Source organism: Curtobacterium sp. ME12 (genome assembly GCF_903970855.1).
In the GTDB taxonomy this organism is placed as follows: domain Bacteria; phylum Actinomycetota; class Actinomycetes; order Actinomycetales; family Microbacteriaceae; genus Curtobacterium; species Curtobacterium poinsettiae_A.
This window is the reverse complement of sequence record NZ_CAJCKD010000053.1, coordinates 1-14,776: the sequence shown is the minus strand read 5'-3', so window position 1 is coordinate 14,776 and position 14,776 is coordinate 1. Positions and strand designations below refer to the sequence as shown.

15 protein-coding genes are annotated in these 14,776 nt (G+C 74.8%); 10 read left to right on the top strand and 5 right to left on the bottom strand.

Features of this window, described 5'->3' with window-relative positions:
• Positions 1-259: 259 nt before the first annotated feature.
• Positions 260-724 carry an NUDIX domain-containing protein gene (locus H7A73_RS17155; protein WP_182067090.1) on the bottom strand — a complete coding sequence of 155 codons (465 nt, stop codon included), beginning with the start codon at positions 722-724 and terminating at the stop codon, positions 260-262.
• Between the two features lie 175 nt (positions 725-899).
• Between H7A73_RS17155 and H7A73_RS17150 the strand changes: the two genes are divergently transcribed.
• On the top strand, positions 900-1,769 hold the full coding sequence (locus H7A73_RS17150; RefSeq protein ID WP_182067088.1) for a universal stress protein: 870 nt from the start codon (positions 900-902) through the stop codon (positions 1,767-1,769).
• On the opposite strand, the gene H7A73_RS17145 is transcribed toward H7A73_RS17150, so the two are convergent.
• The 3 genes from H7A73_RS17145 to H7A73_RS17135 form a co-directional block, all read right to left on the bottom strand.
• Positions 1,726-2,733 (bottom strand): SGNH/GDSL hydrolase family protein, encoded by a 1,008-nt coding sequence (locus H7A73_RS17145; protein ID WP_182067087.1) that lies wholly within the window; start codon positions 2,731-2,733, stop codon positions 1,726-1,728. The two genes, H7A73_RS17150 and H7A73_RS17145, sit on opposite strands and share 44 nt — an antisense overlap.
• Positions 2,734-2,867: 134 nt before the next feature.
• Positions 2,868-3,224: a PRC-barrel domain-containing protein gene (locus H7A73_RS17140; RefSeq protein WP_027465587.1), complete on the bottom strand. Its 357-nt coding sequence runs from the start codon at positions 3,222-3,224 to the stop codon at positions 2,868-2,870.
• Positions 3,225-3,274: 50 nt separating this feature from the next.
• Positions 3,275-4,258, bottom strand: coding sequence for a glycosyltransferase family 9 protein (locus H7A73_RS17135; protein ID WP_182067086.1), 984 nt, complete (start codon positions 4,256-4,258; stop codon positions 3,275-3,277).
• A 100-nt stretch (positions 4,259-4,358) separates the two neighbouring features.
• Between H7A73_RS17135 and H7A73_RS17130 the strand changes: the two genes are divergently transcribed.
• The 7 genes from H7A73_RS17130 (at position 4,359) to H7A73_RS17100 (ending at position 11,217) form a co-directional block, all read left to right on the top strand.
• Positions 4,359-4,916 carry a D-glycero-alpha-D-manno-heptose-1,7-bisphosphate 7-phosphatase gene (locus tag H7A73_RS17130; RefSeq protein WP_182067085.1) on the top strand — a complete coding sequence of 186 codons (558 nt, stop codon included), beginning with the start codon at positions 4,359-4,361 and terminating at the stop codon, positions 4,914-4,916.
• On the top strand, positions 4,913-5,992 hold the full coding sequence (locus tag H7A73_RS17125) for a glycosyltransferase family 9 protein (protein ID WP_182067084.1): 1,080 nt from the start codon (positions 4,913-4,915) through the stop codon (positions 5,990-5,992). The genes H7A73_RS17130 and H7A73_RS17125 overlap by 4 nt, the downstream gene beginning before the upstream one ends.
• An 81-nt stretch (positions 5,993-6,073) precedes the next feature.
• Positions 6,074-7,075 (top strand): glycosyltransferase, encoded by a 1,002-nt coding sequence (locus H7A73_RS17120; RefSeq protein WP_182067083.1) that lies wholly within the window; start codon positions 6,074-6,076, stop codon positions 7,073-7,075.
• Positions 7,072-8,400 (top strand): glycosyltransferase, encoded by a 1,329-nt coding sequence (locus H7A73_RS17115; protein ID WP_182067081.1) that lies wholly within the window; start codon positions 7,072-7,074, stop codon positions 8,398-8,400. The genes H7A73_RS17120 and H7A73_RS17115 overlap by 4 nt, the downstream gene beginning before the upstream one ends.
• On the top strand, positions 8,397-9,020 hold the full coding sequence (locus H7A73_RS17110) for an SIS domain-containing protein (RefSeq protein ID WP_110859969.1): 624 nt from the start codon (positions 8,397-8,399) through the stop codon (positions 9,018-9,020). The genes H7A73_RS17115 and H7A73_RS17110 overlap by 4 nt, the downstream gene beginning before the upstream one ends.
• On the top strand, positions 9,017-10,450 hold the full coding sequence (locus tag H7A73_RS17105; RefSeq protein ID WP_259362984.1) for a PfkB family carbohydrate kinase: 1,434 nt from the start codon (positions 9,017-9,019) through the stop codon (positions 10,448-10,450). The genes H7A73_RS17110 and H7A73_RS17105 overlap by 4 nt, the downstream gene beginning before the upstream one ends.
• A gap of 62 nt (positions 10,451-10,512) precedes the next feature.
• Complete coding sequence (locus H7A73_RS17100; RefSeq protein ID WP_056068617.1) at positions 10,513-11,217, top strand: SDR family oxidoreductase; 705 nt, start codon at positions 10,513-10,515, stop codon at positions 11,215-11,217.
• Between the two features lie 260 nt (positions 11,218-11,477).
• Here the strand turns inward: H7A73_RS17100 and H7A73_RS17095 are convergent, their stop codons facing one another.
• Positions 11,478-12,566 carry a glycosyltransferase family 9 protein gene (locus H7A73_RS17095; RefSeq protein WP_182067079.1) on the bottom strand — a complete coding sequence of 363 codons (1,089 nt, stop codon included), beginning with the start codon at positions 12,564-12,566 and terminating at the stop codon, positions 11,478-11,480.
• Positions 12,567-12,699: 133 nt separating this feature from the next.
• Between H7A73_RS17095 and H7A73_RS17090 the strand changes: the two genes are divergently transcribed.
• Positions 12,700-14,226 (top strand): aldehyde dehydrogenase family protein, encoded by a 1,527-nt coding sequence (locus tag H7A73_RS17090; protein WP_182067077.1) that lies wholly within the window; start codon positions 12,700-12,702, stop codon positions 14,224-14,226.
• The coding region (locus H7A73_RS17085; RefSeq protein WP_259362981.1) for a PfkB family carbohydrate kinase at positions 14,223-14,776 on the top strand (554 nt) is incomplete at its 3' end. The genes H7A73_RS17090 and H7A73_RS17085, both read left to right, overlap by 4 nt.

The window sequence follows — 14,776 nt, the reverse complement described above, 5'->3', positions numbered from 1 at the left end:
CTCGGCGTACGCGGGCGGCGTGTCGTGCGACCTCCGCCTCCGCCCGCCACGCCCGCCGCTCGGTCAGTCCTGCAGGTGGTCCGTGCGGCGGCGGTTGCGCACCAGCGGGCGCGGCTCGTGTCCGGGGCACGACACGAGCAAGACGGTCCCGCCGAGCGGTCACGACCTGCCGCGTGCCGATCCCCGAGGGGCCGAGAAGTGTCGCTTGCAGGGCCGCCGGACGACAGTTCGTGACCCCGCGAACAAACCGAACGGCGCGTCAAGGACGGAGCGCGACCAGGGCGTCGAGCGCCGCGACCTGCCCGGCCACCACCAGCTCCCGCGCGTGGTCGAGGCCGACCCACCGTGCGTCGTCCACCTCGGGCACCTCGACGAACCGCCCCGACCCGCGCGGCAGCTCGAGCCGCACGGTGTTGCTCCGCACGGCGTCGACCGAGAACGCCGACGCCTCGGCCGCGAAGACCCGCACGCGCTTGCCCGACACCTGCCGGAACTCCCCCAGGTCGGTGACGTCGGCGGCGGTCACCGGGGCGGGCACGCCGATCTCCTCGGCGAACTCGCGCAGCGCGGCGCCGACCGGCTCCTCGCCCGCCTCGACCAGCCCCTTCGGGATCGACCAGGCACGCGCCCGGTTCCGCCAGAACGGCCCGCCCATGTGCGCGAGGAAGACCTCGGGCCCGGACGGATCGGTCCGGTGCAGCAACAGTCCGGCGCTCACGACCACGCCCCGAGACTACGCAGACCCGGCCGGGAGGCCCGGATCACCACACGCGCGCCGCACACCACCCGAAGTGCCCGGTCCCACCGCCGGTTCCCCCGTCCGCGCCGGGAGTACCGTGTGGCGCACGGAGCGCCGTGTGACGCCCCCGGAGGACCTGCGATGGAGGAGGCCGATCGGGATGGACGAACGATGGACGACGGTGACGCTGGCCGCGGACGCCGCGATGCCGCACGACGAGGCGCTGCGGTGGATCGTCGCCCGCGCGGACAGCGGGATCGAGCGAGTCCGGATCATCGGCGCCGACCCGGCGATCGAGGGCCCCGGACCCGTCGCCGACCGCCTCGCCGAGGCCGCTCGCGCAGCCCTGCCCGGAGCCACCGTCGAGGTGCACCGGCACGCCGGGCCGTTCGCCACCGCCCTGGTCGAGGAGTCGGACGGCGGCGACCTGCTGGTGATCGGGACGTTCCGGAGCCGACGGGGTTCGACCGCCGGCGGCGATCCGGCGCGCGTGGCGGTCCGCGCGGCCGTGCCGACCGTGGTCGTCCCCGAGGGCCCGCACCCGATCGACGGCGACGTGGTGTTGGCTGTCGAGGAACCGATCGACGAACGGGCCGTCTCGATCGCCGTCACCGAAGCCGTCCGGCTGCACCGGCGACTGACGCTGCTCCGGGCGTGGGAGATGCCCGTGCTGACCCGGACCGGGCTCACCGACTTCGCCGAGGACCCCCTGCGGTGGCGCGCCCGGAACGCCGAACTGCTGCAGCGGGTCACCGAGGACCTGACCGCGCGGTTCCCGGCGGTACGCATCCGGCCACTGCTCGTGGAGGGACACCCGGGGCACGCCATCGCGTCGCGCACGCGGCGGGCGTCGCTCGTGGTGCTCGGACGGGGACACGTGCGGGTGCTCTCGGGCGCACTGCTCCACGACGTGGTGCGTGAGACGGCGGCACCGGTCTGCGTCGTCCCACCGGCGGCCCACGCGGACACCGCGGGGTCCGGACGGGTCAGCCGGCGAGTTCCCGGATCGCGTCGGCCATCTGATCGGTGAGGTACGCGACACCGCGGCCGTTGGGGTGCAGGGCGCCGGCCTGCAGATCGATGCGCCGCAGGTCGCTCGAGCCGGTGAGGCTGACGCCTGCGACGTAGCGCTCGTCCGCCGGGGCGCAGGCCGAGTGGGCCTCGGTGCGTTCGAGGACGTCGACGAACCGCACCCCGGCGGCGTCGGCGGCGGACGCGGACACCGCATCGAGCTCCTCCTGCACGCCGTGCAGGTACGCCACGTCGTCGTCTGTGAAGGGGAAGGTGTCCGAGGGGAACGACCCGGCGAGCGTGCCGAGGTCGAGCGCCGATCGGAAGCAGCCCTTCGCCGGGGTGTGCTCGGCGTCCGGGAAGATCGCCGGGTACCCGAGGAACACGACGACGGCGTTCGGCGCGGCCCGTTGCACCGCTGCGAGGGTGTCGGCGATGCCGAGCGCGACCCGTGACTGGATCTTCACGCTGAGCTGGTCCGCACCGTCCTGCACGAGCGTGCTCTCGCACGACGGCGCGTCACGGCCGGAGAACACCGGGCCGTCCGCCGAGATCGCCAGGCACGACGCGGCCGTGCCGAAGAGGTCCGCGTCGTTGCCGCCGATCGTCAGGGTCACGAGCCGGGTGCGCGACGACAGCGACTCGATCTGGGGCGGGACACCCTTGAACTGGTGTCCGGTCGTGACGTCCGCACTGGTGGCGCCCGCACACGTGACGTCGGTCAGGTCGAGGCCGAACCGCGCCGCGAGCCGGTGCGGGTAGTCACGGGCGGACTGCACGCACGCGCTCGTGGGCAGCCGGGTCCGGTCGCCGAGGCCGTAGCCGGCGGAGTACGAGTCACCGAGGGCGACGTACTCGCTGCCGGGCGGGAGGTCGGCGAGCGGCTCGGCCGGATCGTCCGGCACCGGGTAGGGCTGCGGGACGGGCCACATCGGCGCGGCCGACGCCCGTTCCACCGGCCCCGGCGCCGCGACCCCGGCCACCACCAGCCCGACGACGGCGACCGCCGCCAGGGCGGCGAGCAGCGTCGTACGGGCGGTGCGGAGCAGTTGCGGCCTCCGGGCGGGTGCGGCGGATCGGTCGGTCGGGTGGGGTCGGTCGGTGGGGCGGGACGGGCTCAGCGGCGTCCGAGTCGGCGTTCGCCGCCGCTGCCGGTGCGGTACTCCAGCCCGTAGTGCTGGAACAGCTCGGGCTCGGTCGCGGCGTCGAGCTCGCCGTCGGTCGAGATCGACGGGGCGTCCTTGACGAGCTTCTTCGGGAACGTCACACGCAGGTGCTTCGGGGCGACGGTGGCGCCGAACAGCGGGACGAAGACGAGCTTCTGGAACCCGACCATCCCGGTGGTCAGGGCACCGAACGCCGGCTCGGACGTGGCGGTGTCGTAGTAGATGCTCTCGAGCGTGCCGACCTTGTCGTCGGCCTCGTCGACGACGGGCAGACCGATCCAGTCACGGATGTTCGCGGCTTCGAACACGAAGGACTCCCTCCGAGCATCCGGCAGGTCCGGGTGGCTCTCGGTCGACGCTACCGCCCGGCCGCCTGAGCGGTCACCCGGAGCCGGTCCACCGCGGCCAGGACGTCGTCCGCGGTCACGGCCAGGATCGCCGGGTCCGGGTCCTCGGCGAAGACGTCGCCGCGACGGACCGAGGCGTCGGTGAGCACGATGTGCGGGCCGGTCGACGGCGGGCCCCACGCCTCGGGCGGTGCCGGGCCGAACAGCACGACCGAGGGCACCCCGTAGGCGGACGCCAGGTGTGCAGCACCGGTGTCGACCGTGACGACGAGCCGCGCCGCGGCGATCACCGCGGCGAAGGCCTGCAGGTCCAGGGTGCCGGCCAGCACCGCCTCCGGCGCCAGACCGGCCGCGTCGGCGACGGCACGGGCACGCACGACGTCGTCCGAGCCTCCCGTCAGGACCACGTCGGCACCGCGCTCCTGCAGTCCGCGCACCACGTCGGCGAAGCGGTCCGTCGGCCAGTGCCGCGCACCGTGGAAGGCACCCACGTGCACGACGGCCGCGTCGGCGACCACCGGCGGCTCGGCGGGGCGGTCGATGTGCACCTCGGTCGCGTCCGCCTGGATGCCGTGCCACGTCAGCAGGTCCGCCCAGCGGTCGCGCTCGTGCACGTCGTCTGGCCACTCCGGGCCTTCGTAGCCGTGGGTCGGGTCGGCGTGGCCGATGACCCGCCGCGGGCCGAGCGCGGCGACGAGGTCCGAGGACTCCGGGCCGGCGCCGTGCAGGTTGACGGCGACGTCCACCGCACCGTGCGGCACCGCGATCGGGTGGTCGAGACCGTGCTGGGCCAGGTGCACGTCCACCGCCGGGACGAGCTCGACGACCGGTGCGAGCCATGCCGTGGTGGCCAGGGTGATGCGGTGGTCGGGGAAGGCGCGGCGGAGCGCGTGCAGTGCGGGGACGGCGACGAGCAGGTCGCCGAGCTTGATGGCACGGAGGACGAGCAGTTCCGGGCGTCCGTCGGGGTCGGGCAGGTTCTCGAGGGCGGTCACCGCCGCGACGGTAGACCCGGCACGCTGACGGTCCTGCCGAGAACGCGCTCCGCGGCTCTTCCTGGGGCGGTCCCCGGCCGTCGACCGGTAATCAGGGAGCATGGCCCTCGCACCGGACCGCGTCATCCGCGGTCTGCTCTTCGACCGCGACGACACCCTCGTGGTGGACGTCCCGTACAACGCCGACCCGCACCTGGTCGTCCCCGTCCCCGGTGCCCGCCGCGCCGTCGACCGGGCGCGTGCCGCCGGGTTGCGGCTCGGTGTCGTCACGAACCAGTCGGTGATCGCGAAGGGCATGGCCACGCGCGAACAGGTCGACGCCACCAACGCCCGGGTCGACGAGCTCGTCGGCCCGTTCGACGTGTGGTGCGTCTGCCCGCACGACGCCGGTGACGACTGCGCCTGCCGGAAGCCCCGGCCCGGGATGGTCCTCGACGCCGCCGAGCGGCTCGGCATCCCGCCGGAGTCGATCGTCGTCGTCGGTGACATCGGCGCCGACGTGCAGGCCGCCCGGAACGCCGGCGCGCAGGGGATCCTCGTGCCCACCCCGCGCACCCGCCGTCAGGAGATCGACGAGGCCGACACCGTCGCCGCGGACCTGGACGAGGCCGTCACCCTGGTGCTCGAGCACGTCGGCAGCGTGGCGGACCGGGCGTGAGCGCCGGTCGGCGCGTCCTCGTCGCCCGACTCGACTCCTTCGGCGACGTCCTGGTCGCCGGACCGGCGGTGCGCGCCGTCGCCGCCGGTGCCGCGCACGTGACGATGCTCTGCGGACCGCAGGGGGCGCCGGCCGCCGACCTGCTGCCCGGTATCGACCGGGTGCGGGTGTGGGCGGCACCGTGGGTCACCGAGACCGCACGCCCGATCGACGACGCCCTGCTCGCCGAGTTCCGCGCGCTGGTCGCCGAGGAACAGCCCGACGAGGCCGTCGTCCTGACGTCCTTCCACCAGTCGCCCCTGCCCCTCGCGCTGCTCCTGCGCCTGGCCGGGGTCCCCCGGGTCTCCGGGGCTTCGGTCGACCACCCCGGGTCCCTGCTCGACGTGCGGCTGCGCCCCGGCGAGGACCTGCCCGAGGACCTCCCCGAGCCAGAGCGCGCGCTGCGGATCGCCGAGGCGGCCGGGTTCCGGCTGCCGCCGGACGACGACGGGAGGCTCGAAGTGCGGCACGACGCCGTCCTGCCCCCGCCCGTGGCCGGCCTCGACCGCTACGTGGTCGTGCACCCCGGAGCCAGCGTCCCGGCACGGTCGTGGCCGGAGTCCCACCACCGTGCGCTCGTCGCCGCCTACGCCGAGCGCGGCGTCCCCGTCGTCGTCACGGGCTCCCCCGGCGAACGCGCACTGACCGCCGCCGTGGCGGGCGACACCGGCATCGACCTCGGCGGCCGCACCAGCCCCGCCGAACTCGCGGCCGTCCTCGCCGGCGCCGAGGTCGTCGTCGTCGGGAACACCGGTCCGGCCCACCTCGCCGCAGCCGTCGGGGCGCCCATCGTGAGTCTGTTCTCGCCCGTCGTCCCCGCCGTGAAGTGGGCGCCGTACGCCCCGCTGGTCGAACTGCTCGGCGACCAGGCCGCTCCGTGCCGGCTCAGCCGCGCTCGCGAGTGCCCGGTCCCGGGCCACCCGTGCCTGTCCGGAGTGCGCATCGCGGACGTCCTCGAGGCCAACGAACGGCTCCTCGACCGCGTTTCGCGGACTGATCGGAGAAGTCTGCGGAGCGGCCCAGAAGGCGCTGCGTAGCGTGCGCCACTGCTGCTCCTGCTCCTGCTGCTCCGGCAGCGGCGGGGAGCGCCCCCATCGACACCGACCGGAAGGCCCTGCATGCGGATCCTCGTGTGGCACGTGCACGGCGGCTGGATGGACGCCTTCGTCCGCGGCCCCCACGAGTACCTCATCCCGACCACGCCGGCCCGCGACGCCTGGGGCCTCGGCCGTGGCGGGCGCGACTGGCCGGACTCCGCGATCGAGATCGACCCGGCCGACGTCGCCGAGGCCGAGGTCGACGTGGTCGTCCTGCAGCGCACCGAAGAGCTCGAGGAAGCCCGTCGTCTGCTCGGTGGCCGCGACGTACCGATCGTCTTCGTGGAGCACAACGCCCCGCGGGTCGACGTGCCGAACAGCCTGCACCCGATGCGCGACCGCGACGACCTGACGATCGCGCACGTGACGCACTGGAACGCCCTGATGTGGGACTGCGGCACCACCCGGACCACCGTCGTCGAGCACGGCGTCGTCGACCCCGGCCCGCTCTACACCGGTGCGCTCGAACGTCTCGGCGTCGTCATCAACGAACCCGTCCGGCGCAACCGTGTCGTCGGCACCGACCTGCTCCCCCGCTTCGCCGAGGTCGCCCCGGTCGACGTCTGGGGCATCGGCTCCGAACGGCTGCCGGAGCTCGGCTTCGGTGACCGCGTGGTCGCGCAGGGCGACGTCAAGGCCGACCCCATGCACGCGGCGCTGGCCGAGCGGCGGGCCTACGTGCACCCGAACCGCTGGACCTCGCTGGGCCTGTCGCTCATCGAGTCGATGCACATGGCGATGCCGGTCCTGGTGCTCGCGACGACGGACGCGGCCCGCACGGTCCCGGGTGAGGCCGGGGCGATCGCGACGGACGTCGAGGAACTGGTGCGGGCCTCCAGGCTGCTGCTGGAGGACCCGGACGAGGCGCGTCGACGGGGACTCGTGGCGCGGGAGGCCGTGCTCGCACGGCACGCGCTCGGTCGGTTCCTGGCCGACTGGGACGACCTGCTCGACGACGCCGTCGCGCGCGGTGCGCGACGGAACCGTGCGGCGGGAGCCGCGCTCGAAGGGAGCCTGCGATGAAGATCGCCATGGTGTCCGAGCACGCGAGTCCGCTCGCCGTGCTCGGCGGGGTCGACGCCGGTGGGCAGAACGTCCACGTCGCCGAACTGTCCGGTGCGCTGGCCGACCGCGGCCACCACGTGACCGTCTACACGCGGCGCGACGACGCGTCGCAGCCGGTCCGTGTGCCCCTGCGCCCCGGTGTGGACGTCGTGCACGTCGACGCCGGTCCCGCGCGTACCGTGCCGAAGGACGAGCTGTTCCCGTTCATGGGGACGTTCGCGTCGGTGCTCGCCGCCGAGTGGTTCCTCGACCGCCCCGACGTGGTGCACGCGCACTTCTGGATGTCGGGCCACGCCGCCCTCGACGCGGTGACGCAGGTGCAGGCCCGGACCGGTGGGGTGCGGATCCCGGTGGTGCAGACCTTCCACGCCCTCGGTGTCGTGAAGCGCCGGCACCAGGGTGCCGCGGACACCAGCCCGGCCGAGCGCGAGTGGGTCGAACCCGCCGTCGGTCGGAGCGTCGACCAGGTCGTCGCGACGTGCTCGGACGAGGCGTTCGAGCTCAAGGCCCTCGGTGTCCCGCTGCACCGCATCTCCGTGGTGCCGTGCGGCGTCGACGTGTCGCTCTTCCGTCCGGACGGCCCCGTCGAACAGCGCGACCGTCCGCTCCGGGTGCTCACCGCTTCGCGACTCGTGCAGCGGAAGGGCGTCGGGACGACGATCGCCGCACTCGCCGCGCTGGTCGAACAGGGCCGTGACGTCGAGCTCGTCGTCGTGGGCGGGGCCGGTGTCGCCGGTGCCGACCTGGTGGACGACCCCGAGTACCAGCGGCTCGACACCCTGGCCCGGTCGCTCGGCGTGCGCGACCACGTGACGTTCCGCGGGCAGCTCGGGCAGCACGACATGCCGGCCGTCTACCGCAGTGCCGACGTCGTCGTCTGCGCCCCCTGGTACGAGCCGTTCGGCATCGTGCCGCTCGAGGCGATGGCGTGCGGTCGCCCGGTGGTCGCGTCGAGCGTCGGCGGGCTCATCGACACCGTCGTCGAGGACGCAACCGGCCTGCACGTGCCGCCGCGCGACGAGTCCGCGGTCGCCGAGGCCGTCGGCGCACTGCTCGACGACCCGGAGCGCCGCGAGGCGTACGGCCGTGCCGGTCGACAGCGCGCCGAGTCCCGCTACACGTGGCAGAAGGTCGCGGCCGACAGCGAGCGCGTCTACGAGCGCCTGCTCGCCGGCGCGACGTCGTCCGCCAGCACCACCGGGCCCGCCACCGGCCGCTCGCGCACCACCCACGCCGGCCGGGTCACCCGCGCCGCGCAGTCGACGGAGAGGACCGCACGATGACCATCGACCAGCAGACCGGGCTCGAGGACCGCGCCGTCACCGACAGCGCTCGCGTCGTCGTCGACCACGTCGCGGCGTCGGTCCCCGTGATCGCCTCCCTCGTCGATCACCGGGACCACATCGCCGAGTGGGCGGACGACATCGCCGGACGGCTCGTCGCCGGTCGCCGGCTGCTCGCCGCGGGGAACGGCGGGTCGGCAGCCGAAGCGCAGCACCTGACGTCCGAACTCACCGGCCGCTTCGAGGGCGACCGACCGGCGTACTCGGCCATCTCGCTGCACGCCGAGACCTCCGCCGTGACCGCCATCGGGAACGACTACGGCTACGACCAGGTGTTCGCACGGCAGGTGTCGGCGCACGCCCGGGCCGGCGACGTCCTCGTGCTGCTGTCGACGAGCGGCAAGAGCCCGAACCTGCTGCGGGCCGCCGAGGCCGCCCGTGCCGTGGGTGCCCGTTCCCTCGCGCTGACCGGATCCCGACCGAACCCGCTCGCCGACCTGGTCGACGACGCGATCTGCATCGAGGGGCCGTCCGCCAACGTGCAGGAGGCGCAGCTCGTCCTGGTGCACGCGCTCTGCAAGGCGATGGAGCCGACGCTGCGTCGCGGGGGCCGTCGATGAGCGGGGCTGCTGCGGGCGCTCCGCATTCCGGTGCTGCCGGTGGCCGTGCCGGCGCCCCGCGCTTCCGCATCGCCGTCGTCGGGGACACCCTGCTCGACGTCGACGTGTCCGGCACGAGCGAGCGCCTGAGCCCGGACGCACCCGTCCCCGTGGTGGACGTCGCCACCGACGACCGCCGCGCCGGTGGCGCCGGACTCGTCGCGACGATGCTCGCCCGCGACGGTCACGACGTCACCCTGGTCACCGTCCTGAGCGACGACGGCCGTGCCCGGGAGATCCGCGACCTGCTCCCCGACGTCACAGTCGTCGCCGGGCCGTCCGGAGTCGCCACCCCCGTGAAGACCCGGGTGCGCGTCGTCGACCATGCCCTCGTCCGGATCGACGAGGGCTGCGCGACCCCGCCCGTGCCCGAGGCCACGGACGCGATGACCGCCGCCCTCGACGGCGTCGACGCGATCGTCGTCGCCGACTACGGCCGCGGGGTCGCCGCTGCCCCGGCACTCCGTGACGCCCTCACCCGTGCGGCCGAGCACCTGCCGGTGGTCTGGGACCCGCACCCCAAGGGCGCCGTCCCCGTCCCCGGCACCACCGTCGCCACCCCGAACGCGGCCGAGGCACGACGCTTCACCGACGTCGAGGGACACGGTGTGCCCTTCGCGACCGTCGCCGCCGCCCGGCTCGTCGAGCAGTGGCGGGCCGGTGCCGTCGCCGTGACGATGGGTGACCGCGGCGCGCTGCTCGCCGATTCCCAGGGCGACAGCCGCTTCGTGCCCGCTCCGTCCGTCAGCGCCGGTGACCCCTGCGGTGCCGGCGACCGGCTCGCCGCGGGCGTCGCCGTCGCGCTGGCGTCCGGCGCGGACGTCCCCGACGCCGTCTCCGCCGGCGTGGTCGCCGCCTCCGAGTACCTGGCCGCCGGCGGCGTCAGCGCGCTCTTCGCCGACGACGGTCCCGCGCCGCTCGCCGTGCCCGGGACCGACCGGGACGCCATGCGCCTGGTGCACGACGTCCGGAGTGCCGGCGGCACCGTCGTCGCGACCGGAGGCTGCTTCGACCTGCTCCACGCCGGGCACGCCCGCACCCTGTCGGCCGCCCGTGCACTCGGCGACTGCCTGGTCGTGTGCCTCAACTCGGACTCGTCGGTCCGCGCACTGAAGGGCCCCGACCGGCCGATCATGACCCAGGACGACCGGGTGGAGTTGCTCCTGGCGCTCGACTGCGTCGACGCCGTCGTGGTGTTCGACGAGTCCACCCCCGACGAGGCCCTGCGCCGCTTCCGCCCGGACGTCTGGGCGAAGGGCGGCGACTACACCGCGAGCGAACTGCCGGAGACGGCGACCCTCGCCGAGTGGGGTGGCCGCGTCGTCACCGTGCCGTTCCACCCGGGCCGCTCGACGACCCGGCTCGCTGCCGCGATCGAACGTGTCGGCTGAGCGTCCGCTCGCCGTTCCGCACCAGCTCGACCACTTCCCGCACCACTACGCAAAGGACACCTATGCCCGTCCCCACCACCCCCATCGGCCGCGTCCTCGTCACCGGCGGCGCCTCCGGACTCGGTGCCGCCGTCGTGGCCGCCGTCACCGAGGCCGGCGGCACCCCGATCGTCCTCGACCTGCGGATCGACGCCGTCCCCGAGGGCGTCGACGCCGTCGCCGTGGACGTCTCGGACACCGACGCCGTCGAGCAGGCGGTCCGTGACGCCGCCGAGCGGCACGGTGGCCTCGACGCCGTCGTCACCGCCGCGGGCATCGACACGCCCGCCCCGATCGACGCGATCTCGTCCGGCAAGTGGGAGCAGATCGTCGGCGTCAACCTGATCGGCACCGCCTCGACCGTACGCGCCGCCCTGCCCGCCCTCGAGGCCACGCACGGCCGCGTCGTCACGATCTCCTCGTCGCTCGCCCTGCGCGGCGTCGGCGACGGCACCGCGTACTCGGCGTCGAAGTTCGGCGTCCGCGGGTTCTCGCAGGCGCTGGCCGCCGAGACCGCCGGTCGCATCGGCGTGACCAACATCATCCCCGCCGGGATGCGCACGAACTTCTTCGCCGACCGGACCGAGCAGTACAAGCCCGGCCCGGACGCGCAGCTCATCGAGCCGGAGTACGTCGCGAACTCGATCGTCTTCGCGCTGTCGCAGCCGGCCGGCTGCGAGATCCGCGAGCTCTCGATCATGCCGGCGACGGAGCCGAGCTGGCCGTAGCCGCTCGCCGCTGACGGACGGGAGGCGCGGTGCCGGCTGGCACCGCGCCTCCCGTGTGTCCGCGTGTGCCGTGCGCGGCTCGCGCCGCGCTCCGGTGCGAGCTTCCGCACTCCGTGCGGGGGCAGGAGCGTCGCACGGAGTGGGCAACCTCGCACCGCGCGCTGGTGACACGACACGGGGCGGACGGGAGGCGCGTGGCGGGCTGGCACCGCGCCTCCCGTCGGTCGGCCGGCCGCGCCCACCGCGCGGCGCGCGCAGCGTCAGGTCGTACGGAGCAGGTCCTCGACGTCGGCGAGGACGACCTCCGGCTGGACCTCGTCCACGTAGGACGGGTCGTGCTCGCACCGTTCGGCGGTCCAGCCGACCTGGGTGACGTCGATGCCGCACACCGGGCACCGCGTCACGAAGGCCAGGTGTACCCGGTGCCGACCACGGTCGAAGGGTCCGGCGTTGATCACGTTGCCGAACCAGAACACCCCGACGGTCGGGGTCCCGACGGCCACGGCGAGGTGCCGCGGACCGGAGTCGTCGCCGACCATGACGTCGGCGGCGGCCAGGACGTCGGGGAGTTCGCGCAGGGACAGCGAGCCAGTGAGGTCGTGCATGCGCTCCCGCAGCTCGAGCGGCAGCGACGCGACGATGGCGGACGACGCCGGTACGTCGGAGTCGTCGCCGACGAGGACCACGTCGTCCCCGGCGGCGAGCCGGGCACGGGCGACCTCGGCGAAGCGCGAGGGGCTCCAGCGGCGACGCGGGTCGGTGGCGCCGGGGTGGATCGCGACGAGCCGCCGCCGGACCCCGAGACGCTGCCGGACCCCGGCCCGCGCGGCCTCGGACACGCGCAGCCGGGGGTCGAGCGTGACCGGTTCGGCGCCGGCGAGCGACGCCACCTCGAGCGCGCGGACGACCTCGTGCTGGTAGTAGACGTAGCGGACCCAGCGCTCCAGCACCTCGGCGTCCTCGGTGGCGGTCCCCACGGTGTGGCGGGCGCCGAGCCGGAGCAGGAAGGGGTTCGAGTTCCGCCCGCCGCCGTGCAGCTGGACCGCGAGGTCGAAGCGCCCGTGCAGGCGGTCGAAGAAGTCCTGCTCGGTCGGCGCGCCCTCGCCGGAGTCCCGGACGCCGGGCACGACGGGGAGCTCCTCGAAGGCGTGGACGGCCTCGGTGCGACCCTCGAGCACCGGCCGCGCCGTCGGTGCCCCGAGCAGCGTGATCCGGGCTCCCGGGTAGGCCGCGGCCAGCGCCTCGACCGCCGGGAGGGCGAACATCAGGTCGCCCAGTCCCCCACCGCGGAGCACCGCGATCTCGCTGACACCGTCGAACCGTTCTCCGCCCACACCGATCTGTTGCACGGTTCCACGTCTACCGGTCGGACCCGTCCGGACGCCCAGCAGCGCCCCCGGATGGACGAGAAGCGCGATGCCGTGACCGCACACAGCAGAGCACGAGCACCGTGAGATGCCCGCCCGCCTCCGGAAGGACCCCATGACGATCGCACCCCCCGCCGCCGACGACCTCGTGGTGACCGACCCCGTCAACGGATCGATCGCGTCCACCGTGCGCCGCTCGACCGAGGACGACGTCCGCAACGCCGTCGCCCGCGCCCGTGCCGCTGCCGGTGCCTGGGCCCGGACCGCGCCGGCCGACCGCGGTGCCCTGCTGCACGCCGCGGCCGACCACCTCCGTGCCCACGCGCAGGAGCTGGCCGACCTGAACACCCGCGAGACCGGCAAGGTGCCCGGCGACGCGCTCGGTGGGGTCGAGGCCGGCATCGGCACGCTCGTGCAGTACGCCGAGCTCGGGCCGGTGCACCGCGGTGAGGCCCTGCGCGGGCAGTTCGGCGCCGCCGACTGGTCGGTGCCGCACCCGCGCGGCGTGGTGCTCGCTCTGACGCCGTGGAACGACCCGGTCGCCGTGGCGTGCGGGATCCTCGGCGCCGCGATCGTCACCGGCAACACCGTCGTGCACAAGGGCAGCGAACGCTGCCCGGCGACCTTCGCCCGACTCAACGCGCTGCTCGCCGAGGTCCTGCCGGACGGCGTGCTCGTCGGCGTCGACGGCGACGCGACCACCGGCGAGCTGCTCCTGGCGCAGGAGGGGATCGACGTCTACGCGCACGTCGGGTCGACCGCGACCGGCGACCGCCTGAGCGAGATGGCCGCGACCACCCGCGCCCACGTCGTCCGCGAGAACGGCGGCAACGACCCCGTCATCGTCGACGCCGACGTCGACCCGGAGTGGGCCGCCGCGCAGGTCGCCCTCGGCGCCTTCGCGAACACCGGCCAGATCTGCACCAGCGTCGAGCGGGTGTACGTGCACCACGACGTCGCCGAGCCCTTCGTCGCCGCGCTCGTCGCCGAGGCGGAGCGTCGCACGGCCGCACCCGCCGCCGAGTTCGGGCCGCTCGTGGACGACCGGCTGCGCGGACTCGTGCAGCACCACGTCGACGACGCGATCGCCCGCGGTGCCGCCGTCCGGACCGGCGGCGTCACGCCCGGCGGGCTCGGGTCGTTCTACCCGGCGACCGTCCTGACCGACTGCACGGACGACATGCTCGTGCTGACCGAGGAGACCTTCGGCCCGATCGCGCCGGTGCGCGTCGTGTCGGACTTCGCGGAGGGCCTCCGGCTCGCCGCAGCCGACCGCTACGGCCTCGCCGCCACCGTGCTGACGAACGACACCGCGCACGCGCTCCGTGCCGCGGCCGAGCTGCCCGTCGGCACGGTCAAGGTGAACGCCGTGTTCGGTGGCGCTCCGGGCGGCAGCGCCCAGCCCCGCGGTGCCTCGGGCGCCGGGTTCGGGTACGGCCCGCACCTGCTCGACGAGATGACGACCACGACGGTGGTGCACCTCGAGGCCGCACCGGCGCGGCGCACCGTCGAGCCGCCGACAGCGGGCTCCGGCAGCACGCTCGCGGGCACCGGCACCGGCACCGCAACGGGCGCACCCGGCCCCGCAGCCGCTGCCGGCGCAACCGCCGGCAGCGCCGACACCGTGGGAGGCACCCGATGACCGCCGACGTCCGCCTGGTGCGCGACCTCGTCGCCACGATCGACGACCGCGAACCGCTCGTCGTCGTCATCGGCGACTGCATCCTCGACCGCTGGACGGTCGGCGAGGCCGAGCGGGTCTCGCGTGAGGCCCCGGCCCCCGTCGTCCGCGTCACCGAGACCATCGCGGTGCCGGGCGGCGCGGCCAACACGGCCGTGAACGCCCGGGCCCTCGGCGCCCGGGTCCGCATGGTGGGGCTCATCGGTGACGACGAGGCCGGTGACGTCCTGCGCCAGCGCCTCGAGGCAGCCGGCGTCGACACGTCCTTCCTGGTCGAGATCCCCGGAGCCCGCACCACGACGAAGTCGCGCGTGGTCGGCGGTGACCGCGTCGTGGTCCGGGTCGACGAGCTCGCCGCGACGCCGACCGCCGAGCACGGCGAACGCCTCGCCCGCTCGGTGGCCCGCGCCGTCCGGTGCGCCGACGCCGCCGTCGTGTGCGACTACGGCCTGGGTGTCCGCGCCGAGGACGTCGTGCCCGTGCTCGACCGTGACCGTCCCGGCGCCGTCGT